At 68.5% G+C, this 21,829-nt stretch carries 18 protein-coding genes; 6 read left to right on the plus strand and 12 right to left on the minus strand.

The genetic code is table 11. The features are described from left to right. Window positions 1–4: 4 nt before the first annotated feature. Both J0J01_RS31450 and J0J01_RS31455 read right to left on the minus strand, forming a co-directional pair. The gene (locus J0J01_RS31450; protein WP_296387587.1) at window positions 5–922 is read right to left on the minus strand and encodes an SMP-30/gluconolactonase/LRE family protein; all 918 of its coding nucleotides are present in this window, start codon (window positions 920–922) and stop codon (window positions 5–7) included. A 96-nt stretch (window positions 923–1,018) separates the two neighbouring features. After that, window positions 1,019–1,426: a hypothetical protein gene (locus tag J0J01_RS31455; protein WP_296387588.1), complete on the minus strand. Its 408-nt coding sequence runs from the start codon at window positions 1,424–1,426 to the stop codon at window positions 1,019–1,021. A 130-nt stretch (window positions 1,427–1,556) separates the two neighbouring features. On the opposite strand from J0J01_RS31455, the gene J0J01_RS31460 reads away from it, so the two are divergent. Next, window positions 1,557–3,677, plus strand: a complete 2,121-nt coding sequence (locus tag J0J01_RS31460) for a hydantoinase/oxoprolinase family protein (protein WP_296387589.1) — start codon at window positions 1,557–1,559, stop codon at window positions 3,675–3,677. A gap of 82 nt (window positions 3,678–3,759) precedes the next feature. Continuing rightward, on the plus strand, window positions 3,760–5,478 hold the full coding sequence (locus tag J0J01_RS31465; RefSeq protein ID WP_296387590.1) for a hydantoinase B/oxoprolinase family protein: 1,719 nt from the start codon (window positions 3,760–3,762) through the stop codon (window positions 5,476–5,478). Between the two features lie 119 nt (window positions 5,479–5,597). Here J0J01_RS31465 and J0J01_RS31470 read toward each other — a convergent pair whose 3' ends face one another. Further along, on the minus strand, window positions 5,598–6,188 hold the full coding sequence (locus tag J0J01_RS31470) for a LysE family translocator (RefSeq protein ID WP_296387591.1): 591 nt from the start codon (window positions 6,186–6,188) through the stop codon (window positions 5,598–5,600). Window positions 6,189–6,296: 108 nt separating this feature from the next. On the opposite strand from J0J01_RS31470, the gene J0J01_RS31475 reads away from it, so the two are divergent. Next, window positions 6,297–6,569 (plus strand): hypothetical protein, encoded by a 273-nt coding sequence (locus tag J0J01_RS31475; RefSeq protein ID WP_296387592.1) that lies wholly within the window; start codon window positions 6,297–6,299, stop codon window positions 6,567–6,569. Here the strand turns inward: J0J01_RS31475 and J0J01_RS31480 are convergent. From J0J01_RS31480 to J0J01_RS31490, 3 genes are all read right to left on the minus strand, one after another. Beyond that, window positions 6,566–8,125 (minus strand): AMP-binding protein, encoded by a 1,560-nt coding sequence (locus J0J01_RS31480; RefSeq protein WP_296387593.1) that lies wholly within the window; start codon window positions 8,123–8,125, stop codon window positions 6,566–6,568. The two genes, J0J01_RS31475 and J0J01_RS31480, sit on opposite strands and share 4 nt — an antisense overlap. Window positions 8,126–8,131: 6 nt before the next feature. Beyond that, on the minus strand, window positions 8,132–10,876 hold the full coding sequence (ppc, locus tag J0J01_RS31485) for a phosphoenolpyruvate carboxylase (RefSeq protein ID WP_296387594.1): 2,745 nt from the start codon (window positions 10,874–10,876) through the stop codon (window positions 8,132–8,134). 149 nt (window positions 10,877–11,025) lie between these two features. Then, on the minus strand, window positions 11,026–11,526 hold the full coding sequence (locus tag J0J01_RS31490) for a hypothetical protein (protein ID WP_296387595.1): 501 nt from the start codon (window positions 11,524–11,526) through the stop codon (window positions 11,026–11,028). Window positions 11,527–11,660: 134 nt separating this feature from the next. Between J0J01_RS31490 and J0J01_RS31495 the strand changes: the two genes are divergently transcribed. Then, on the plus strand, window positions 11,661–12,446 hold the full coding sequence (locus J0J01_RS31495; protein ID WP_296387596.1) for an alpha/beta hydrolase: 786 nt from the start codon (window positions 11,661–11,663) through the stop codon (window positions 12,444–12,446). Window positions 12,447–12,575: 129 nt separating this feature from the next. Here the strand turns inward: J0J01_RS31495 and J0J01_RS31500 are convergent, their stop codons facing one another. The 3 genes from J0J01_RS31500 to J0J01_RS31510 form a co-directional block, all read right to left on the minus strand. Beyond that, window positions 12,576–13,064 carry a hypothetical protein gene (locus J0J01_RS31500; protein WP_296387597.1) on the minus strand — a complete coding sequence of 163 codons (489 nt, stop codon included), beginning with the start codon at window positions 13,062–13,064 and terminating at the stop codon, window positions 12,576–12,578. A 30-nt stretch (window positions 13,065–13,094) separates the two neighbouring features. Continuing rightward, the gene (locus tag J0J01_RS31505) at window positions 13,095–14,270 is read right to left on the minus strand and encodes an acyltransferase (RefSeq protein WP_296387598.1); all 1,176 of its coding nucleotides are present in this window, start codon (window positions 14,268–14,270) and stop codon (window positions 13,095–13,097) included. A 101-nt stretch (window positions 14,271–14,371) separates the two neighbouring features. After that, complete coding sequence (locus J0J01_RS31510) at window positions 14,372–16,045, minus strand: AMP-binding protein (RefSeq protein ID WP_296387599.1); 1,674 nt, start codon at window positions 16,043–16,045, stop codon at window positions 14,372–14,374. Between the two features lie 74 nt (window positions 16,046–16,119). Between J0J01_RS31510 and J0J01_RS31515 the strand changes: the two genes are divergently transcribed. After that, window positions 16,120–16,992, plus strand: a complete 873-nt coding sequence (locus J0J01_RS31515) for a PhzF family phenazine biosynthesis protein (RefSeq protein ID WP_296387600.1) — start codon at window positions 16,120–16,122, stop codon at window positions 16,990–16,992. Here J0J01_RS31515 and J0J01_RS31520 read toward each other — a convergent pair. The 3 genes from J0J01_RS31520 to J0J01_RS31530 are packed head-to-tail and all read right to left on the minus strand — an operon-like array spanning window position 16,985 to window position 19,247. Beyond that, the gene (locus J0J01_RS31520; RefSeq protein WP_296387601.1) at window positions 16,985–18,013 is read right to left on the minus strand and encodes a hypothetical protein; all 1,029 of its coding nucleotides are present in this window, start codon (window positions 18,011–18,013) and stop codon (window positions 16,985–16,987) included. The genes J0J01_RS31515 and J0J01_RS31520 overlap by 8 nt on opposite strands. Window positions 18,014–18,018: 5 nt before the next feature. Further along, window positions 18,019–18,750, minus strand: coding sequence for a class II aldolase/adducin family protein (locus tag J0J01_RS31525; RefSeq protein ID WP_296387602.1), 732 nt, complete (start codon window positions 18,748–18,750; stop codon window positions 18,019–18,021). Window positions 18,751–18,773: 23 nt separating this feature from the next. Next, complete coding sequence (locus J0J01_RS31530) at window positions 18,774–19,247, minus strand: Lrp/AsnC family transcriptional regulator (RefSeq protein WP_296387603.1); 474 nt, start codon at window positions 19,245–19,247, stop codon at window positions 18,774–18,776. A gap of 100 nt (window positions 19,248–19,347) precedes the next feature. Between J0J01_RS31530 and J0J01_RS31535 the strand changes: the two genes are divergently transcribed. Next, window positions 19,348–21,687 carry a transketolase gene (locus tag J0J01_RS31535; RefSeq protein ID WP_296387604.1) on the plus strand — a complete coding sequence of 780 codons (2,340 nt, stop codon included), beginning with the start codon at window positions 19,348–19,350 and terminating at the stop codon, window positions 21,685–21,687. Window positions 21,688–21,829: the final 142 nt, after the last annotated feature.

The following is a 21,829-nucleotide window of genomic DNA, read 5'->3' on the forward strand; positions in this document are numbered from 1 at the left end:
GATGTCAGTTGTAGTTGAGCTTCAGGCCGGGCGTCGGCCATTGCATGACGCCGAGCTGCCCCTTGTCCGACAGCGTGATGTAGGCGGTGCGCATGTCCGCCCCGCCGAAGCAGATGTTGGTCGGATAGACGTCCGGCATCTTGACCTCGCGCACGATCTTCCCGTCGGGCGCGAACTCGGTGATCTTGCCAGTGGTGAGCGTCGCCACGCAGATGTTGCCGTTGGCCAGCACCGCCAGGCTGTCGAAGCCGGCGGGTCCGGCCGGGGCGCCGCCGACGACGCGGCCGGAATGCGCGAAATCGGCCTTGGTCTTGGCGAGCACGCCCGGTGCCTCGATGTCGTAGGCGTAGAGCCGTGCGGTCACCGTGTCGGCGACGTAGAGCACCTTGCCGTCGGGCGACAGGCCGCAGCCGTTGGGGCTCATGAACGGATAAACCAGGCAGACGATCTTCGAGCCGTCGGGCCGAGCGTAGTAGATGCCGCCATGGTCGCGGTGACGCGCATAGCGCTTGCCGAGATCGGTGAAGTAGAAGCCGCCCTGCTTGTCGAACACCAGGTCGTTGGGCGCGGAGAGGCGATGGCCGTCGCACTCGGCGTAGAGCAGCCTGGCCTCGCCGGTCTTGGGATCGAGCCGCTGGATCGAGCCGCCCTTGTAGTCGGGATGCGGCCCCTGCCCCATCGACTTGCCCTCGACATAGCGGCTGCCGCCGTTGTTGGTGCAGTAGAGCGCACCGTCCGGCCCGACGGCGAGCCCGTTCGGTCCGCCGCCATTGTCGGAGAACACCGACACCTTGCCGTCCGGCGTCACGCGCGCGCAGCGCCGGTTGCGGATCTCGGTCAGGATCACCGAGCCGTCGGCCATCGCCACCGGCCCCTCGGGAAAGCCCAGCCCGCTCGCCAGGATGCGCACCTCGTCGGTCATCGTCTCGCTCCCTTTACCTTCTTGTCGAAGGGCGAGCGTAACCGGCCGCCGAAGCGGAGCAACAGGCGTCTTGGGTGCCGAGCCGCGGGTCGGAGTCTAGGCGGCCTGCCGCAGCGACGCCTCCGCCGTCGCTGCCGGCGCGACGGAAGCGGCACGCGCCTGCTCGCTGACCGCGGCCATGGTCGCGGCGGCCTGGCCGGACATCGCCTGCAGGGCGGTGCGCGATAGCTCGGCCATCTTGTCGGCGTGCTCGCGGGTGTCGTTGATGTCGGCCATGATGCGGTTGAGGCTGCCGCCCATCCAGTCGGCATAGACCTTGGCCGCGGTCGCCGGATCCTGGCACGCCGCCATCTTCTGGGCGGCCTCCAGGCCGGTGGTCAGCGCCTCCTGGCGCCGCTTCATCCAGGCGGCCACCAGGCTGTTCATGTGCTCGAGCATCTGGACATGCTGCGGCATGGCGGACGTCCAGACGGCGGTGACGTCGGGCTTCGACACTTCGCTCATGGTTTCCTCCGGGTGATGCCAAGGTTGATGCGGGACCACATTGTCCGCCGCAGTATGGTGATAATTTGTTCGACGCGCATGACAGCGCCCACTGTGCTTTTCCGCACCGTCCCCATAAGCTCGGCATCGCATGGACTCTGTTACTCCTCTCACGCCACCCCTCGCTCCGCCATGGCGCATCGGCGTCGATGTCGGCGGCACCTTCACCGACATGGTGCTGCGCGATTCCGCGGGCGCCGTCCGTATCTTCAAGGCACCGTCGGTGCCGGCCGATCCCAGCGAGGGCGTGCTGGGCGTGCTGCGGCTCGCCGCCCAGCAGCTCGACCTGCCCTTGACGCACCTGCTGCACGCCTGCGCGCTGTTCGTGCACGGCTCGACCGTCGCCACCAACACCATCCTCGAGAAGAAGGGCGCCCGGGTCGGCATGCTGACCACCGAGGGCTTCCGCGATTCGCTCGAGATCCGCCGCGGCATGCGCGAGAACCAGTGGGACCATCGCGCGCCCTTCCCCGAGGTGCTGGTGCCGCGCCATCTCCGCCTGCCGGTGCGCGGCCGCATCGCCTCTGACGGAAAGGAAGTTGCACCACTGGACCCAGCCGACGTCGCCTCGGCCGCCGGCACCTTCGCCGACGAGGGCGTGGAGTCCGTCGCAGTCTGCCTGTTCAACAGCTTCCTCGACGGCGGCCACGAGCGCGCGGCCGGCGCGGAGCTGGCGCGCAACGGCATGGGCCAGTGGGTTTCGCTATCGAGCGAGGTCATGCCGACCATGGGCGAGTACGAGCGTGGCTCGACCGCGGTGGTGAACGCCTACATCGCGCCCAAGGTCACCGGCTACCTGCAGGCGCTCGATCGCCAGCTCCGCCAGCTCGGCCTGCCGAATGCGCTATTGCTGCTGCAGAGCAACGGCGGCGCCCTCTCGGTCGACCAGGTCGCGGCGCGGCCGGTGATGCTGGTGCTGAGCGGCCCGGCCGCCGGCGTCGGCGGGCTCAAAGGCTGCGCCGATGCAGACGAGCCCGCCAACCTGATCTCGATGGAGATCGGCGGCACCAGTTGCGACGTCATGGTGATGGCCAGGGGCGAGGTGCCGGTCGCCGATTCGCTGATCATCGACGGCTATCACCTGACGACGCCGTCGGTCGAGATCCACACCGTCGGCGCGGGCGGCGGCACTGTCGCCTGGGTCGATTCGGCGGGCCTGTTGCATGTCGGCCCGCAAGGCGCCGGCGCGCGGCCGGGTCCTGCCGCCTACGGCCTCGGCGGCGAGCAGCCGACCGTCACCGATGCCCAGCTCGTGCTCGGCCGCCTGCGGCCGGGGCCGTTGGCCGGCGGCGCCGTGACGCTCGACGGCGCGCTGGCGCGCAAGGCGATCGAGGAGAAGCTTGCGAAGCCGCTCGGCCTGTCGGTCGAGGGCGCGGCGGCCGGCGTGATCCGCCTGCTCGAGCAGAACCTGCTGCACGCGGTCGAGCGGCTCAGCATCGAGCGCGGCCACAATCCCGCAACCTTCACCCTGGTCGCCGCCGGCGGCGCCGGCCCGATGCACGGCGCCAACGTGGCGCGCGCCCTGGGCTGCAAGCGCGCCCTGCTGCCGCGCGCCTCGGGCGCGTTCTGCGCCATGGGCATGCTGCAATCCGACGTGCGGCAGGACTATCTCAAGGTCTTCCTCGCCGATCTCGACAAGGTCGAGCGCGCCACCCTCGACGCAGGCTTCGCCGAGCTCGAGGAACGCGCCGCCGACGCCGAGCTGAGGGAACGCGAGTTCGACCTGCGCTACGAGGGTCAGCAATGGCCGGTACGGGTCGCGCTCGACGGCCTCGACACGAGGGGGGACATGGGGGGCGTGCGCAAGAAGTTCGAAGCCGAGCACCAGCGCCTGTTCGGCCACATCCAGCCGCAGGGCCGGATCGACATCACCGCGCTGCGCGTGATCGGCCGCACGCCGCTCGACCATACGCCGCCCGCCGCGAGACAGCCGCAAGCCGCACCGCCGGTGCCGCGCGAGACGCGCCCGGTCTGGATCGACGCCGCACACGGCTGGCGCGACGTGCCGGTCTATGAGGGCGAGGCGCTGCGCCCCGGCTGCAAGCTCCCCGGCCCGCTGCTGATCGAGGAGCGCACCACCACCGCCTTCATCGGCCCGCGCGATACGCTCGAAGTGGATCCGCGCGACGACTTCCTCGTGCACATCGGTTCAGCGTCTCCTCCCCATTCAAATGGGGAGGAGCCCGCGTCTTCGCGGGCGGAGGGGTCATGAGCAACACCACTGACGCTCATGACCCCTCCGTCGCGGGTTACCGCGCCACCTCTCCATCTGAATGGGGAGGAAAGGAGACTCCATGACGCTCGATCCCGTCACCTTGGCGCTGGTGCAGAACCGGCTCGACCACATCTCGCACCAGATGGGCTGGGTGATGACGCGCACCGCGCGCTCGCCGATCTTCAGCCAGAGCCACGACTTCTCCTGCTTCATCGCCGACGCCCGCGGCACGCTGATCAGCCAGGCCGACGGCATTCCGATCCATACCGGCGGCGGCGGCTTCGCGGTGCGCGCCATCCTGCGCGACTTCGCGGCTTCGATCGAGGCGGAGGACGTGTTCCTGCTCAACGATCCCTACGAAGCGGGCGGCAACCACCTGCCCGACTGGGTGATCGCACGCCCGGTGTTCGTGGACGGCGCGCTGGTCGCCTTCGCCTGCAACCGCGCCCACCAGGCCGATATCGGCGGCGGCGCGGCCGGCACCTACAACTCCGCCGCCACCGAGATCTTCCACGAGGGCATCCGGCTGCCCGTCCTGAAGCTGATCGAGCGTGGCACGGTACGCACCGACCTGTGGAGGCTGCTGCTCCTGAACACGCGCTTGCCAGAAGCGCTCGACGGCGACCTGCATGCCATGCTGGGCTCGACCCGGATCGGCGCCGAGCGGCTGGCACTGCTGGTCGAGGAGCTGGGCGCCACCCAGGCCAACGATTTCTTCGAGGCCGTGCTCGACCATGCCGACCGCCGCTTCAAGGGCTGCATCGACCGGCTGGCGCACGGCACCTGGCGCGCCGAGGAGCCGATCGACAACGACTGCCTCGAGCCGATCGACGGCCGGATCGCGGTGGCGCTCACCGTCGAGGACGGCAAGCTGATCGTCGATTTCGCCGGCACCTCGTCACAAGTGCGCGGCTTCAAGAACAGCTCGATCGCCAATTCCTATTCGGCGGTCTACATGGCGCTGGCCTCGTTCTTCGAGCCCGACCTGCCGCGCAACGAGGGCACCTTCCGGCACGTCGAGATCCGCCTGCCCGAGGGCAGCATCGTCAATCCGCGGCCGCCGGCGCCGATGACCATGAACACCGTCTTCGTGGCGCACGAGATCGTCCACGTGATGTGGAAGGCACTCGGCCAGGCGCTGCCCGACAGGGCCTCGGCCGGCTGGTCGAAGGCGGTGCACGCCGTCACTGCCGGCCTGAAAGACGACGGCAGCCGCTACGTGATGTTCCAGTGGGCCGGCGCGCCGGCCGGCGGCGGCGTCGAGGGCCGTGACGGCTTCCATCTGATCGGCCATCTGATCACGCTCGGCGGCCTGACCTTGCCCAACCTCGAGACCTACGAGCAGCTCTATCCGGTGCACTTCAAGCGTCAGGAACTGCGCTGCGACTCGGCCGGGCCCGGCCGCTTCCGCGGCGGCGCCGGCGCCGACTATGAAGTCGAAGTGACGACGCCAGCCGACTATGCCTATCGCGGCGAAGGCGTCGGCGCACCGTCGAGCTTCGGCGCCCAGGGTGGCAAGGCCGGCATTGGTGGCGCGGTCATGCTGACGCTCGCCGACGGCAAGCACATCGAGGGCTGGAAGTACGGCGTGCACCGCTTCGGCCCGGCCACCTATCGCAGCCTGTCGCCGGGCGGCGGCGGCTTCGGCGACCCCAAGACGCGCGATCCTGCGCGGGTGCTGCGCGACGTCCGCGACGGCATCGTCAGCCGCGATTCAGCCGAGCGCGAGTACGGCGTGGCGCTCACGCCCGACGGCCGCGCCGTCGACGCCGTACGCACCGCGGCGTTGCGCGGCTAGAGCGGTTTCCGGTTAGATGGAGCCGCGCGCGGCTCCATCTAACCGGAAACGCGCGCACCGGGATGCCTGTTGCGGCAGGCACATTCCGTCCGGCTGATTCCAGCCGGACGGAATGTGCTCTAGGCAAACACCGGCGCCAGCGACAGCACCAACAGGCCGCCCATCGCGCCATTGAACGCCCGCCGCGCGCCCGGCCTCGTCAGCCAGCGGGCGATCACAGCGCCGAAGCCTGCCCACAGCAGCAGCGAGCCGCCGCACGCCGCCGCCAGCACGAGCGCAATCACTGCAGTCTGCAGCGCCACGTCGCCATCGAGCCGTGTAAAGGCCGCCAGCGCGCCGATGGTTGTGACCCAGCCCTTGGGATTGACCCAGGTGACCAGCACGCCCTCGACGAAGCCGAGCGGCCGCGCCCGCGTGCCGGCTTTCGCCGACGCCGCCGTCGCGATGCGCCATGCGAGCCAGAGCAGATAGGCGGCGCCCGCATACTTCAGCGCGGTATGCAGCCGCGGCTCGGCTTGGAACAGGCCGGCCAGCCCCAGTCCCGCCGCCAGCACCTGCACGCCGAAGCCCGCGGTGACGCCGGCGATCTGCGGCAGGGTGCGGCGGAAGCCGAAGTTGGCGGCCGACGCCGTAGCCAGCACCACGTTCGGCCCTGGCGTCAGGCACATCACGGCGGCGAACAGGACCAATGGTCCGAGAAGATCGTTCATGGCGCGGCAGGATGCCGGCCGCGCCTTTTGCCTCAACTACCTCGGAGGTACCTGGAGCGACATCGAGAGATTGATAAGGCATCATGAATACACTCTATGATTGCTTCATTGAAAACCGCGGACGTGCTAAGGGAAGCCATGGATGAAAGTCCAGAAAGCATCGTCCTGGCACACCTCCGCGCCATTCGGTCAGATCTCGCAGAGGTTCAGGGATCGCTCGGGGAAATTCGGGGGCGACTCGGCAATCTCGAGAATGGACAGGCGTCGATCATTCAGCATCTCGGCCGCCTCGCTGCAGCCGATGCCCAGCAGCAGGTCGCCGTCGACAGACTAACCGAGCGTCTCGTGCGCATCGAGCGACGGCTGGAGTTGCGCGGCTAGATCTTCTGCGCGCGGCCTTCCCAGTAAGGCAGTCGCATGTCGCGCTTCAGGGTCTTGCCGGCGGCGTTGCGCGGGAAGTCGGGCAGGATCACCACGCGATCGACGCGCTGATAGCGCGCCGAGACGCGGGCGTTGATCCAGTCGCACAGCCCTTCGGCGGAGACTCGCGCGTGGGCATGCAGGACCACCGCCGCGAGCGGGGTCTCGCCCCACTTGTCGTGCGGGATGCCGAACACCGCCGCCTCACGCACCTCGGGGTGGTTGCAGGCGATCTCCTCGATGTCCTTCGGATAGACCTTCACGCCGCCCGAGTCGATCATGTCCTTCTTGCGATCGACCAGGAACAGGTAGCCCTCGTCGTCGACGTAACCGAGGTCGCCGGTGAACACCCAGCCGCCGCGCAGCGTCTCGGCGGTGAGATCGTCGCGGCCGGCATAGCCCGCCATGGTCACCGGCCCGCGGCCGACGATCTCGCCGACTTCGCCGACGGCGCACTCGCGGCCCTGCTCGTCGAGGATGCGCATCTCGTAGAACGGCGCCGGCACGCCGACCGAGCCCGCCTTGCGCACGGCATCGGCACGGTCGAGCACGGTGATGAAACCTTCGGTGACGCCATAGAGCTCGTAGAGCCGGTCGGGCAGCACGCGCGCGAGCGTATCCTTGTGGACCTGCCGCAGCGGCGCGCCGAGCGACAGGATCATCTCGAGCGAGGCGAGCTTGCCCGGATCGAAGCCCGGCAGGCTCAGCATCGCGATGAGCTGCGACGGCACCACCATGATGTGGGTGATGCCCTCCTTCTCGATCGTCTCGACCATCGCTTGCGCGTCGAACTGCCGGTGCAGGAAGTAGCTCGCGCCGCAATAGAAAGCCGGCAGCATGGTCACCATCGCGCCGTTGAACACCAGCGCGCCGGTCTGCAGCACCTTGCTCTCCGGCGTCATGCGGAAGGTCGAGGCGAACAGCCCGGCATACATCGCCCGGATGAAATGCGTGTGCATGATGCCCTTGGGCAGGCCGGTCGTGCCGCTGGTATACATCAGGGTCGCCAGGTCGCCCGCCTGCGCCACGTCGGCCGGCTCGTCGGCGCTGGCGGCGGCAACGAGCCGGGCATAGCCCGGCATGTCCGGCGCCTCGCCGTCGACCAGCACGACCGCCGGCGCCGGCGTGTAGCCAAGCCGCGGCCGCACCTTGTCGAGCATCGCGGCGAAGGAGACGGTCGAGACGATCACAAGCGGCCGGGCGTCGGACAGCAGCGAGACCAGCCCCTCCTCCAGCAGCAACGCCGACAATGGCACCGCCGCAGCCCCCAACTTGGCGCAGGCCCAATAGGTGGCCAGGCCCTCCAGGCAATTGGGCAGCAGCGTCGCCACGCGGTCGCCGCGCCCCACGCCGAGGCCGCCGAGCGCGTTGGCCCAGCGGTTCACGATCATGTTGAACTCGGCATAGCTCAGCCGCCGGTTCTCGAAGGCGACGGCGGGATGGTGCGGGCGGTAACGCGCCTGCCGGCGGAGGATGCGGCCCAGCACCAGGCTGTTGGTGGCGATCGGCGTGTCCATTTTCTGCTACCCGCTGTTACGCAAGCCTGCGGCGATGCCGTTGATGCTGAGATGGATGCCCTGCACCACGCCGGGGTCGGTATCGCCGGCGCGGTGGCGGCGCAGCAGCTCGATCTGCACGTGGTTCAGGGGATCGATGTAGGGGAACCGGCTGCGGATCGAGCGGGCGAGCAGCTTGTTGCCTTCGAGCAGCTCGCCCTGCCGCATGATCCCGCGCACGGCGTCGATCGAGGCCTGCCATTCGGCTTTCACGCGGTCGAAGATCGACCGGCGCAGCGCCTCGTCGCCGACCAGCTCGGCGTAGCGCGAGGCGATGGCGATGTCGCTCTTGGCCAGCACCATGTCCATGTTGGAGAGCGTGGTGCGGAAGAAGTCCCATTCGTCGTGCATGCGCTGCAGCCGCGCGAGGCCTTCCGCCGGATGATCCGCGATCCACTGCGCCACCGCCGCGCCGAAGCCGAACCAGCCGGGCAGCATCAGCCGGCACTGCGCCCAGCTGAACACCCACGGGATCGCCCGCAGGTCCTCGATGCCCTGGCGCCTGGAGCGCGAGGCCGGGCGGCTGCCGATGTTGAGCGTCGCGATCTCCTCCAGCACCGTCGATTCGCGGAAGTAGCGGTCGAAGTCGGGCGTCTCGTAGACCAGTGCCCGATAGGCGCCAAAGGCATGCGCCGAAAGCTGCTCCATGATCCGGATGTAGTCGTCGGGCGGCGGCGGCCGGCCGGCCTCGAGCAGGGTCGCCTCCAGCGTGGCCGCGGCGATGGTCTCGAGATTGCGCCGGCCGACCTCCTGGTTGGAGTACTTGCCGGCGATCACCTCGCCCTGCTCGGTGACGCGGATCGCGCCCTGCAACGCGCCGGGCGGCTGGGCCAGGATCGCCTCGTAGCTCGGACCGCCGCCGCGGCCGACCGAGCCGCCGCGGCCGTGGAACAGGCGCAGCCGCACGCCATGCTTGCGGAAGACCTCGATCAGCGCCCGCTCGGCCTTGTAGAGCTCCCACACCGAGGTGAGATAGCCGCCGTCCTTGTTGCTGTCGGAGTAGCCCAGCATCACCTCCTGCACGCCGCGCGACGCCACGAGGCGGCGGTAACCGGGCACGGCGAACAGCGCGTCCATGATTTTCGCGCAGTGCTGCAGGTCGGCGATGGTCTCGAACAAGGGCGCGATGTCGACCTCGAGCCGGCCCTCGCGCGGCCCGATCAGGCCGACCTCCTTCAGCAGCACCGCCACCTCGAGGATGTCCGACACCGAATCGGCCTTGGAGATCACGTAGGTCGGCACGGCCAGGGCGCCGTAGCGGCGATGGGCGTCCGCGACGACCCGCACCAGCGCGAGCTCGTTGGCGGTCTCCTCGCTGTAGTCGTGGTGCGGCGTGCCGAGCGGCCGCGGATTGGCCAATTCGGCCGAGAGCAGCGCCACCCGCGCCGCCTCGTCCATCTCGGCATAGCCCGTCGCCGCGCCGGCGGTTTCGAGCAGCTCGGCCATCACCCGCTCGTGCACGTCGGCGTTCTGGCGGATGTCGAGCGAGGCGAGATGGAAGCCGAAGACATCGACGGCGCGGCGCAGCGCCCGCAGCCGGCCGCGCGCCAGGCCGGCAAGGTTGTTGGCGGTCAGCGACTCGTGGATGGTGTCGAGGTCGGCCTTGAGCTCGGCCGCCGTCTGGTAGGGCGGCGCCTCGCCGACCGGCGGATGAGGCGCCTCGAGCCGATCGAGGTCCCAGGCCGTCGCCGCCAGCCGTGCATAGATGCCGGTCAGGGTGCGGCGGTAGGGCTCGTCCTGGCGCTCGGGCGCCTTGTCGGGCGAGCTGTCGGCCAACGCCTGCAGGGCGGCAGAGACCTCGACCATGCGGGCATCGATCGGCAGCTCGGAGCCCAGCCGGTGGAGCTGCTCGAGATGGAAGCCGAGCGCCCGCCGGCTTTGCGTCGCCAGCGTCTGGCGCGTGACCTCGGCGGTGACGAAGGGATTGCCGTCGCGGTCGCCGCCGATCCAGCTGCCCATGCGGAAGAACGACGGCACCTCGGCGCCGAGCTGATCCTCGAGGTCGGCGTAGAGCTCGGGCAGTGCTGCGAGGAAGGTGTGGTCGTAATAGGCCAGCCCGTTGGCGACCTCGTCGAGCACCCGCAGCCGGCTGTGGCGCACCAGGCTGGTCTGCCACAGGGTCAGCACGTTGCGGCGCAGCGCCCTGCGGTTCTGGGTAAGCTCCTCGGGCGTGAACTGCACGCGGTCGCGCGCGTCGAGCAGGCGGGCGATCTCCATCTCGCGGTCGATGATGCTCTGGCGGCGCACCTCCGTCGGATGCGCGGTCAGCACGGGCACGCAGAGCGCCGAGGCGAAGAATGCGCTTAGCTGGTCGCGCGTCACGCCGGCCTCGCGGGCGCGGCCGAGCGCATAGGCCAGGGTGCCGCGGCGCGGCGGCGCGCCCTGGATCTCGTAGGCGCGGGTGCGGCGGATATGGTGCTGGTCCTCGGCCAGGTTGGCGAGATGCGAGAAGTAGCCGAAGGCGCGGATGATGCGGATCGCGGCGTCGGTCGGCAGGCCGCTCATGATCGCCTGCAGCTCGCGGCGCGCGCCCTCATCGGCGTTGCGATGGAACTGCACGCCGGTGCGGCGGATGTGCTCGACCAGGTCGAACACCGGCTCGCCTTCCTGGCTGCGCACCGTGTCGCCCAGGATGCGGCCCAGCAGCCGCGTGTCGTAACGCAGCGGGACGTCCTTCTCGGGCGTCTCGTCCTCGGGGCGGGCATCGTTCATGCCCGAAGGGTATGCGCTGGGGGCGCGCCACGGAAGGGACGCGTCTTCTCATGCTCTTTGGGACCGCAAGCCTCCAGGCCCGCTCATGAGCGGAGCTGGAGCTCCTCAGTCCGAAGACCATGACGCGCCACTGGAGTGACGCCCCCGGCTCAGGTCCCGTAGGCGGGCCGCGAGGCCGGCATGGCGAGCGCGCGGCGCTGGCGGCGGCGGATCAGCACCGCCTCGCGCTGGGGATCGGACCACGGCGTGACGCCGTTGGCCGCGGGCGGAGGCGCCTGCTCGGCTTCGATATGCGCATCGCGCGTCAGCCAGTCGCGCGCCTGGTGGATGCTGGTGAACAGGCGGACCGGCCGCTCGGTCTGGGTGGCGGCGAAGGCGCGGGCGAAGTCGGCGCGCTCCGGGGCGATCAGGAAGGCGACCGGGCCGCGCTTGATCTTGCCGACCTTGCGCAGCACCGCGGCGAGCCGGCGCACGTCGCCAGCCGTAACGTCGGAAGTGGCGCCCGCGACGTCGATCAGCTTGGCGAACAAGGGGATGTCGGCGTCGATCAGCTCGTCGGCCGTCGCCAGGATTTCCTCGCGCGTGATCTTGCCCCGGGCAACGACCGTGGCGCATCGATAGAGCCGCGATATTTCGACGTAGATCGGCATTCCGCACCCTTTGGCGGCGGACGGTAGCACAGCGGCTTGTCGACATCGGCAGATATTGCTTCACACCGATTGCACCTCGGTTGAGCCAGCCGGCCGCGCGTGGCACGGTTCGGCCTCACCTTCGGGAGGAAGCCATGCCGTTCTATGAAAAGGGCCCGGTCCGCATCCATTACGAGGAGCGCGGCTCCGGCTTTCCGCTGATGGTCATCCCGGGCGGCGGGTTGAACTCGACCATCGCCGGATTGGATGCGACGCATCCGTTCAATGCGCTGAAGGAGTTCAGCAACGCCTTCCGCTGCATCGGTGCGGACCTGCGTAACGCCCCTTCCGGACAATCCTCCGGGCCGCTCGAGGCCGACCGGCCGTGGGACTCCTTCACCGATGACCATATCGGCCTGATGGACCATCTCGGCATCAAGAAGTTTATGGTGCTGGGCTACTGCATCGGCCAGCCGTTCATCTGGAACCTGATCAAGCGCGCCGGCGATCGCGTGGTCGCCGCGGTGCTCACCCAGCCGTCGGGCCATCGGCCCGAGATGCCGACCCAGTTCTACGACCGCAACATGGAAGGCTGGGGTCCGGAGTTCGTGAAGAAGCGGCCGGAATGCACGATGGAGCAGGTCAGCGGCTTCTTGAAGAAGATGTACCTCGCCAACCCGGACTTCGTCTTCACCGTGAGCCGCGACTTCGTGAAGAACTGCCAGACGCCGATCCTGGTGCTGCCCGACGACATCCCGCCGCATCCCTTCAAGGTGGCAATGGAAGTGGCGATGCTGGCGCCCAACAGCCAGGTCAGCCTCTATCCGTGGAAGGATACGCCGGACAAGGTCCCGCTGGCGGTGCGCCACATCCGCATGTTCCTCGAGTCCAACCGGCCCGCGGTCGCCGCGGCCGAGCAGCAGCGCGCGGCGGCGGACTAGAGCGATTTCCGAGCAGATGGAACCGCTCGCGGTTCCATCTGCTCGGAAATGCGCACACGGGGGTTGTTGTTGCAGCAGGCATATTCCGTTCGGCTGATTCCAGCCGAACGGAATATGCTCTAGAAGCCGTCAGGCCGCGTTGTAGGCCGGCCGGTCGCCGACCGGCACGTCGCGCGTCTGGCCGCCGCGGAACATCACCGCCTGGCGTTCCGGATCGCTCCACGGCGAGCCGTCGGCCGGCTTCTTGCGGGCGGCCTCGTCGATCTCGGCGAGCCACGCCCGCGCCTCGCGCAGGTTCTTGAACAGGTGGGCCGGCCGCTCGCCGGTCTCGGTGGCGGCGAAGGCGCGGGCGAACTCGCCGCGCTTGGGATCGACCATGAAGGCCACCGGGCCGCGCTTGAGGTCGCCGCCGCCGCGCAGCAGCGTCGCGATGCGGCCGATCTGCTCGGGGTTCAGCTCGGCGGTGGCGTCGAGCAGGTCGACGATCTTGGCGAATGCCGGGACCTGCGCTTCGACCAGCTTCTGCGCGGTGCCCATGATCTCTTCCGGAGCGATCTTGCCGCGCGCGACGATGGTCACGACGCGATACAGCTTCGAGATCTCCATGTAGATCGGCATGGGCGCAGCATACCACGCGCCCGCCGTCGGTCATACGATCCGCGCAACTCTCGGCAGGCGACGCAACAGGCCAGATGCCAGCCAGCTCAGGGCGAAGCCCGACGTCAGGACCAGCATCCCCTTCTCGATCGCGCCCAATCGCAGGCGCAAAAGCGCAAATTGCAGCCAGAGGACGATCGGCCAGTGCACCAGGTAGATGCCGTAGGCATTCGCACTGAGGCTGTCGCCGACCGGGCTGCGCTTGCGGCCGAGACGGACCGCCACGGCGAGCAGGCCCGCCGCCATCGCCGTGGCGAACAGGACCATGACAAGACTGTCGGTCCACGCCGGCAGGGATGCGCTGAACAGCAGCGCGGTCGCGATCACCGCCAGCAGCGGCCAGCGCAGCCAGTGATGCGCGAGGCCCGACGTGAGGCGATCGGCACCGACGATCACGCCGGCGACGAAGAACACGGCATAGAGTCCGATGCGACTCGCCTGGATGCCGAACGGTCCCGCGGTCAGCCAGAACGAGGAGCCGAGCGCCGCCTGCGCCGGCAGATAGGCGAGGGCGGCGAGCGCCACGAACAGGACGAACCACGCCGCCGGCGAGCGGCGATCGAGCGCCGCGGTCAGGCGCTGCACGCTGGCGCGGGTCAGCAGCAGCACCGTCACGAGATCGAAGACCAGCAGCGCGCCGACGAACCACAGCGGTCCGCTCGGCCACGGGCCGGTCGTCACCATCTTCGCCCAGAACGCGGCGAAACCTGTCGTCCCGCCGCCCTGCAGGTAGGCCGCGTAATAGCTGACGGGCACCACGGTCGCGATGCCGACCAGCAGCGGCACGCCGAGTCTCAGCGCGCGATCGGCGAAATAGCGCGCGAGTCCCTTGCGCTCGAGGCTCGGGCGCACGAACAGGCCGGCGAGCAGGAACATCAGCGGCATGAAGAAGCTGTCGTTCCACCGCACCATCGCGTTGAAGCCGGCCCACTGCGCGCCGTCGACGACCGGCGCCGAGCCGTTGGTGTAACCGCCGCCATGCGCCGGCTGGCCGTCGGCGCAATAGGCGAAGACGGCGTGATGCAGCACGACCAGGAAGATCACGAAGACGCGCAGATAATCGAACGCAGGGATGCGCTGCGCGGGGGATGTGCCGACGACAGAAGCGGGCTGGCGAGGAGCCGAGGACGAAGGAACCGACTCGAACGCAACGACGGCAGACTTCACGAGACGCGGACTCCGGCTGTGCGGCGAACCGGATTACAACGCCCTCCTTCGCGGAGCCGTTGCCCTGCCCATCAAATGGTCACACGTGCACGGCGACTGCGTCAGGCCGTCTTTTCGGCCTTCAGACCGAGCTTGCCGATGGTCTGCTCGCGCATCACGAACTTCTGGATCTTGCCGGTGATGGTCATCGGGAATTCAGCCACGAACTCGATGTAGCGCGGGATCTTGTAGTGGGCGATCTGGCCCTTGCAGAACTCGCGGATCTCCTCCGGCGTGGCGCTCTGGCCGTCGCGCAGCTTGATCCAGGCGCAGATCTCCTCGCCGTACTTCGGATCGGGCACGCCGATCACCTGCACGTCCTGCACCTTCGGATGGCGGTACAGGAACTCCTCGATCTCGCGCGGATAGACGTTCTCACCGCCGCGGATCACCATGTCCTTCAGCCGGCCGACGATGTTGACGTAGCCCTCGTCATCCATGGTCGCGAGGTCGCCGGTGTGCATCCAGCCGCCTGAATCGATCGCTTCGCGCGTCTTGTCCTCGTCGTTCCAGTAGCCCTTCATCACCGAGTAACCGCGGGTGCAGAACTCGCCGGTCTCGCCGCGCGGCACCGCTTTGCCCTCGGTATCGACGATCTTGATCTCGATGTGCGGCAGCACCTGGCCGACGGTCGAGACGCGGCGCTCGACCGGGTCGTCGGTGGCGCATTGCGTCGACACCGGCGAGGTCTCGGTCATGCCGTAGGCGATGGTGACCTCGCTCATGTTCATCTGGCTCTGGACCCGCTTCATCACCTCGATCGGGCACGGCGAGCCGGCCATGATGCCGGTGCGCAAGCTCTTAAGGTCGAACTTCGCGAACTGCGGATGGTCGAGCTGGGCGATGAACATGGTCGGCACGCCGTAGAGCGCCGTGCAGCGCTCCTCGGCAATCGCCGTCAGGGTCGCCAGCGGGTCGAACGCCTCGGCCGGATAGACCATGGTCGCGCCATGCGTCAGGCAGCCGAGGTTGCCCATCACCATGCCGAAGCAGTGATAGAGCGGGACCGGGATGCACAGCCGGTCGTTCTCGGTGAGCTTCAGGCCCTCGGCGACGAAGTAGCCGTTGTTCAGGATGTTGTGATGGCTGAGCGTCGCGCCCTTGGGGAAGCCGGTCGTGCCCGAGGTGAACTGGATGTTGATCGCATCGTCGAACTGCAGCTTAGGCCCGAGCTCGGCGAGCTTCACCCGCTCGGCATTGCCGCCGGCGGTCGCCACGTCGTCGAAGTTCAGCATGCCGGCCGTCTTGTCAGTCCCTAACCGCACGATGTGCTCGAGGCGCGGCAGCTTCTTGTCCTTCACCAGGTCGTCGACGATCTCGAGGTAGTTCGAGGTCTTGAGCTGCGGCGCCAGGACCAGCGCCTTGCACTCGACCTTGTTCATCGCGTACTCGAGCTCGGCGCGCCGGTAGGCCGGGTTGACGTTGACCAGCACCAGGCCCGCCTTCGCCGTCGCGAACTGGGTCAGCGCCCATTCCGCCGTGTTGGGCGACCAGATGCCGATCCGGTCGCCGCGCTCCAGCCCCAGGGTCATCAGGCCGGCGGCGAGGTCGTCGACCCGGCGCCCGAGCTCGCCCCACGTCCAGCGGATGTTCTGGTGCTTGACGACCAACGCCTCGCGGTCGCGATACCTGTCGACGGTGCGGTCGAAGAAGGCGCCGATCGTCTCGCCGATCAGCTTCTTGTCCGAGACGCCGTGATCATAAGAGATTTGAGGGACGGCTTGAGCATTGGTCATGCGCGGGAGATTAGCCCCTCTGTCATCCTGAGCGAAGCGAAGGATCCTTCGCTTCGCTCAGGATGACAAACGCCATGAAAGTCCCGTTCCAGACCGTCGACGTTTTCACCGACCGCAAGTTCGGCGGCAATCCGCTGGCCGTCATTCCCGACGCCCGGGGCCTCACCACCGAGCAGATGCAATCGATTGCGGCCGAGTTCAATCTGGCCGAGACGACGTTCGTGCTGCCGCCGAAGGACCCGAAGAACACCGCGCAGGTCCGCATCTTCACGCCGAAGTCGGAAATGCCCTTCGCCGGCCATCCCAACGTCGGCACCGCCTTCGTGCTGGCGCGGATGGGCCGGGCGACCGGCGATCGGCTCGTGTTCGAGGAGAAGGCCGGCCTCGTCCCGCTCGACCTCACGCGCCAGAACGGCACCGTCGTCGCCGCCCGCCTTGCTGCACCGCAGCCTCTGACGTCGGGCGAGAAGGTCGCTCCGGAGATCGTGGCGCAGGCCGTCGGGCTCGCACCCGCCGACATCGTCGGCCAGCCGATGATCGCCTCGACCGGCAACAACTTCCTGTTCGCCGAGGTCCGCTCGCGCGAGACGCTGAAGGCCGCCAGCTACAACATCGAGACCTTCCGTCAGCACCTGCCGATGGAGCGCACCGTCGGCGTGCATCTCTACGTCACCGGCGCCGACATCCAGTCGCGCATGTTCGCGCCGCTGTTCGGCGTGCCGGAGGACCCGGCGACCGGCAGCGCCAACATCACCCTGATCGGCCTCCTGGCGCTGCGCGAGCCGCAACCCGACCTCACCTTCACCCGGACGATCGGCCAGGGCGTCGACATGGGCCGGCCGAGCGTGCTCGAAGCGACCGCGGAGAAAAAGGGCGGTAAGATCGTCGCCGCCTATATCGGTGGCCGCTGCGTCCCAATGCTGAGCGGCACGATCGACCTCACTTGACGGTCTTCAGCTCGCCCAGCGTGACGGCGAAATTGCGCAGGCGGTCGGAATCGGCGACCGCCTTGATGTTGGTCCCGGCGCGCTCCAGCGGTCCGCTGAGGTCGCACTTCGAGCCGACCATCCACTTGAGATTGGGCAACTGCCATTCGAGGTCCGTCGCCGCGTTGAGATAGTCGCCGTGGCCTTTGTCGATGCGATTGGCCGCGCGAAGGAAGGCGTTGGCATAGGCCTCGCACATCTCGCGGGTGCCCAGCACGTTCCACTGCCACAGCTCGGCCAGCTCGCCGAGCGGACGCTGCTCGAGCAGGGCGACGGCGTCGGCCTGGCGCGTTTTCACCTTCTGGATACCCTGCAGCGCCCGGTCGGCGAAGGCGCGATTGCGCAGAAACGGCAGGTAGTCGGCGAGAGGCGAATCGGGGCCGAGGTTGGCGAACGCCGCCGCCTCGCGTTCCTGGGAATCGCGTTGAGCCTTGGCCTCCCGCTCCAGGCGCGCCTTCTCCGCTGTCGCGCGATCGGCCGGTGCCGTCGGGTTGGGCGGGGCGCCGCCGAAGCCGATCGCGATCATGCCGAACGACAAGACGGCCATCAGCGCCAGCAGGCCCGACGCGGTGCCGGCCGGCCGCAGCGTGTCGTGCAGCCTCGAGAAGCGCGCCCACACGGCGAACAGGATGGGCAGCGCCGGCAGCCCGTACACCACGACGGGCGCCGGCCCGCCGCGCGGGTCGAAGTCGCCGATCGCCAGGACGTAGGCGGCGACCGAGGCCGGGATCAGCACGACCAGCGCCCACGACGCCCTGCGTCCCATGGCGCCGTGCGCCTTGGCCATCGCCAGCAGGGCCACGATCGCGATCCAGAGCAGGCCGCCCGAGATCGCGGCGAAGGCGATCGACAGGGCATTGCCGGCGGCGTCGCTGCTGCGCGAATCGGCGACCGTGGCGACGGTCACGGCATAGAGGCAGAGCGTCACCGCCAGCAGCGCGGCGAAGCCGACCGGCACGCCGCGGCGCGGCGGCGTCGACATGGCGGCTACTCCGCCGCCGCCTCCTGCATCACGTGGTCGGGCCGCGTCGGGTAGATGATGCGCTCGGCGAAGCGGTACATCGCCTCGATCTCGTGCTGCGCGCGGTAGGTCGGCGTCGTGCCCTTGAGCGCCGCGACCTGCTCGGCGAGCAGGCAGCGCCGCACCTCGGCGGTGAAGGTGTTGAGCCGGTGATAAGCCTCGGAGACGTTGCGGCCGAGCGCCGTCAGGCCGTGCCCGACCAGCACCACGAGATTGGTGTCCTGGATGAAGCCCGCGACCGAGCTCACGTCGGCCTCGACATCGACATGCGCCGGCACGTAGTGCACCGGCTTGCCCAGCACGAACGGCGGATCGAGCGACAGCACCTTGAAGTCGTGCGGCGCGCCGGAGCCGAGCAAGGCGATGGTCGCGTCGTCATGCACATGAATGGTGGCATTGATGTCGGGTCGCAGCCGCAGGATCTCGCGGCTGAGATTGTGGCCGACGCTGGTCATGCGCTGGCCCCACACGATCCGGCTCGACGGCACGTCGGTGATGACGATGTTGCACGCCTCCATCTCCTCCAGCGAGACCTCGGCGTGCTTGGTGTAGGCGATGCCGTGCGGGTAATCCGGATGCGGCGTGCGGATCACGATGTTGCCCAGGGTGTTGTGGACATAGCCGCGGCCCGAAACCAGGCGGGCGTACTTGATGAACTGGCGGCCGATTTCAGCGTCGAAGACGATCGGTGTCGGCATCTTGGGTTCCTCCGCGAGCGAGTCTAGCGGCCGGTCTCCTCCAGCGGTAGCGCCGTCCCCTGCTTCACCGGCCGGAGCGCGAAGGAGCTCCGGATCTGGGCGATGCCGGGGATCTTGGTGAAGTCCATGACGAAGCGCTCGTAGGCTTCGAGGTCGGGCACCACGACGCGCAGCAGGTAGTCGCTGTCGCCGGTCATCAGGTAGCACTCCATCACCTCGGGCCGCGCCGCCGCCGCGCGCTCGAAGGCGGCCAGCGACTTCTCGTTCTGGGTCGAGAGCGACACCGACACGAACACGTTGACCGACAGGCCGACCGTCTTGGCGTCGAGAAGGGCGGCATAACCCTTGATGACGCCCGCCGCCTCCAGCGCCTTGACCCGCCGCCAGCAGGGCGAGGACGACAGCCCAACCTTCTCGGCCAGCTCGGCGTTACTGAGACGCCCGTCCTGCTGCAGCCGCTCCAGGATGCGCCGGTCGATGGCATCGAGGGTGATCATTGCGAAAATTCCCGCCAATTAGGACAATCCTGCCCAGTACAGGGGAAAACCGGGGCCGAACGCAAGGATTTTCCCCGGATTAGGGCGTATGGCTTGCTCCATGACCACTCTGGCCCCGGTTCAACGCCTGCGCCTGCTCCGCGAGCTGGAGCGCAAGGTCCTGTGGCTGTCGTCCTGGACGATCCATCACGCCAACCATATCCGGCCCAACCGCGACGGGCTGAAGGTCGGCGGCCACCAAGCCTCGTGCGCTTCGCTGGCGACGGTGATGACCGCCCTCTATTTCTCGGTGCTGAAGCCCGAGGATCGCGTGGCCGTGAAGCCGCACGCCTCGCCGGTGTTCCACGCCATCCAGTACCTGTTCGGCCATCAGACGCGCGAGAAGCTCGAGCGCTTCCGCGGCCTGGGCGGCGCGCAGTCCTATCCCTCGCGCACCAAGGACGTCGACGATGTCGACTTCTCGACTGGCTCGGTGGGCTTGGGCGTCGCCATGACCCTGTTCTCCTCGATCGTGCAGGACTATGTGCGGCTGAAGCAGCTCGCGCCGGCCGACCGGCCTACGGGCCGCATGGTCGCGCTGGTCGGCGACGCCGAGCTCGACGAGGGCAACATCTTCGAGGCGCTGCTCGAAGGCTGGAAACACGACGTCCGGAACCTGTGGTGGGTGATCGATTACAACCGCCAGAGCCTCGACGGCGTGGTCAACGACCGGTTGTTCGGCCGGATCGGCGAGATGTTCGAGCTGGTCGGCTGGCGCGTCGTGACGCTGAAGTACGGCAAGCTGCTGGAGACCGTTTTCGCCCAGCCCGACGGCGAGCATCTGCGGCAGTGGATCGACGACTGCCCCAACTCGCTCTACTCGGCGCTGGTGTTCAAGGGCGGCGCCGGCTGGCGCGAGGCGCTGACCCGCGACCTCAACCAGTATCCCGGCATCCGCCGCATCCTGGAGCAGCACGACGATGCCAGCCTGCACCGGCTGATGACCAATCTCGCCGGCAACGACATGCAGGCCGTGCTCGATGCCTTCGAGGACGTGGCCGACGACACGCCGACCTGCTTCATCGCCTACACCATCAAGGGCCAGGGCCTGCCCTTCGCCGGCCACAAGGACAACCATTCGGGCCTGATGACCGTCGACCAGATGGCGGGCTTCAAGCAGGGCATGGCTATCGCCGATGGCCAGGAATGGGACAGGTTCGCCGGCCTCTCGGTGCCGCCGGCCGAGCTCGAAGCGTTCCTGAAGGAAGCGCCGTTCAACGCGGAAGGCCGCCGCCGCACCGAGGCGCCGGCCGTCGCGATCCCGGCCGCGCTGCCCAAGCCCAACGACCGCGATTCGAGCACGCAGACCGGCTTCGGCAAGATCCTGAATTCGATCGCGGCCGAGGACAGCGAGCTCAGCCGCCGCATCGTCACCACCTCGCCCGACGTCTCGGTCTCGACCAACCTCGGCGCCTGGATCAACCGGCGCGGCCTGTTCGGCCACACCGAGGCCGAGGACGTGTTCCGCGAGCTCAAGGTCGTGTCGGCCCAGCTCTGGCGCAAGACGCCGCGCGGCCAGCACATCGAGCTCGGCATCGCCGAGAACAACCTGTTCATCCAGCTCGCGGCGCTGGGTCTCAGCCACGAGCTGTTCGGCACCCGCCTGCTGCCGATCGGCACGCTGTACGATCCCTTCATCGCCCGCGGCCTCGATGCGCTGAACTACGCCTGCTACCAGGATGCGCGGTTCATGATCGTGGCGACGCCGTCGGGCGTGACCTTGGCGCCCGAGGGCGGCGCGCATCAGAGCATCCACACGCCGCTGATCGGCATCGGCCAGCCGGGCCTGCTCTCCTACGAGCCGGCCTATGTCGACGAGCTTGCGGTGCTGATGCGCTTCGGCCTGGAGCACATGCAGGAGCCGAAAGGCTCGTCGATTTACCTGCGCCTCTCGACCCGCAGCCTGGTGCAGCCCGAGCGCACGCTCTCGGCGCAGCAGCAGGCCGACATCGTCGATGGCGGCTACTGGTATGCAGCCCCGGAAGACGGCGCCGACATCGCCATCGTCTGCATGGGCGCGGTGACGCCCGAGGCGATCGCCGCGCACGAGAGCGTCGTGAAGGACTTCGCCGGCGCAGGCCTGCTCGTCCTGACCTCGCCCGACCGCCTGCATGCCGACTGGCTGGCCGCGCAGCGCAATCGCGGCCGCACCGCCGGTTCGGTCGACCGCTCGGCCGCACCGGTCGAGCGGTTGCTGGCGCCACTATCGCGCGACGCCCGCCTCGTCACCCTGCTCGACGGCCATCCACTGGCGCTGTCGTGGCTGGGCGGCGTGCGCGGCCAGCGCGTCGTGCCGCTCGGCATCGAGAGCTTCGGCCAGTCGGGCGACATCCCCGATCTCTACCGCGCCTACAAGCTCGACGCGGCGGCCATCATCGACGCGGTGGCGCGCTCGATCTAGCAGTTTGCTGAAGAACCTTCCGGTTTTTCAGGATTGATGATTCCATAGCGTGGTTTTTGCTGTGGAGCATGGGCAATGCGCGGTGAGTTCCGGGATCAGGGCGGTCTGTTCTCCTACATCGACCCCGAGAGCCGCATTCCGG

The organism is Reyranella sp. (assembly GCF_017305915.1).
Lineage (GTDB): Bacteria > Pseudomonadota > Alphaproteobacteria > Reyranellales > Reyranellaceae > Reyranella.

Excerpts from the sequence above, each read along its gene's own strand:
- J0J01_RS31460 (WP_296387589.1), top strand. The coding sequence starts at position 1,557 with ATGGACTCTGTTACTCCTCTCACGCCACCCCTCGCTCCGCCATGGCGC.
- J0J01_RS31515 (WP_296387600.1), top strand. The coding sequence starts at position 16,120 with ATGAAAGTCCCGTTCCAGACCGTCGACGTTTTCACCGACCGCAAGTTC.
- J0J01_RS31490 (WP_296387595.1), bottom strand. The coding sequence starts at position 11,526 with ATGCCGATCTACGTCGAAATATCGCGGCTCTATCGATGCGCCACGGTC.
- J0J01_RS31450 (WP_296387587.1), bottom strand. The coding sequence starts at position 922 with ATGACCGACGAGGTGCGCATCCTGGCGAGCGGGCTGGGCTTTCCCGAG.
- J0J01_RS31495 (WP_296387596.1), top strand. The coding sequence starts at position 11,661 with ATGCCGTTCTATGAAAAGGGCCCGGTCCGCATCCATTACGAGGAGCGC.
- J0J01_RS31520 (WP_296387601.1), bottom strand. The coding sequence starts at position 18,013 with ATGTCGACGCCGCCGCGCCGCGGCGTGCCGGTCGGCTTCGCCGCGCTG.
- J0J01_RS31465 (WP_296387590.1), top strand. The coding sequence starts at position 3,760 with ATGACGCTCGATCCCGTCACCTTGGCGCTGGTGCAGAACCGGCTCGAC.
- J0J01_RS31455 (WP_296387588.1), bottom strand. The coding sequence starts at position 1,426 with ATGAGCGAAGTGTCGAAGCCCGACGTCACCGCCGTCTGGACGTCCGCC.
- J0J01_RS31530 (WP_296387603.1), bottom strand. The coding sequence starts at position 19,247 with ATGATCACCCTCGATGCCATCGACCGGCGCATCCTGGAGCGGCTGCAG.
- J0J01_RS31500 (WP_296387597.1), bottom strand. The coding sequence starts at position 13,064 with ATGCCGATCTACATGGAGATCTCGAAGCTGTATCGCGTCGTGACCATC.
- J0J01_RS31535 (WP_296387604.1), top strand. The coding sequence starts at position 19,348 with ATGACCACTCTGGCCCCGGTTCAACGCCTGCGCCTGCTCCGCGAGCTG.
- J0J01_RS31470 (WP_296387591.1), bottom strand. The coding sequence starts at position 6,188 with ATGAACGATCTTCTCGGACCATTGGTCCTGTTCGCCGCCGTGATGTGC.
- ppc (WP_296387594.1), bottom strand. The coding sequence starts at position 10,876 with ATGAACGATGCCCGCCCCGAGGACGAGACGCCCGAGAAGGACGTCCCG.
- J0J01_RS31510 (WP_296387599.1), bottom strand. The coding sequence starts at position 16,045 with ATGACCAATGCTCAAGCCGTCCCTCAAATCTCTTATGATCACGGCGTC.
- J0J01_RS31525 (WP_296387602.1), bottom strand. The coding sequence starts at position 18,750 with ATGCCGACACCGATCGTCTTCGACGCTGAAATCGGCCGCCAGTTCATC.
- J0J01_RS31480 (WP_296387593.1), bottom strand. The coding sequence starts at position 8,125 with ATGGACACGCCGATCGCCACCAACAGCCTGGTGCTGGGCCGCATCCTC.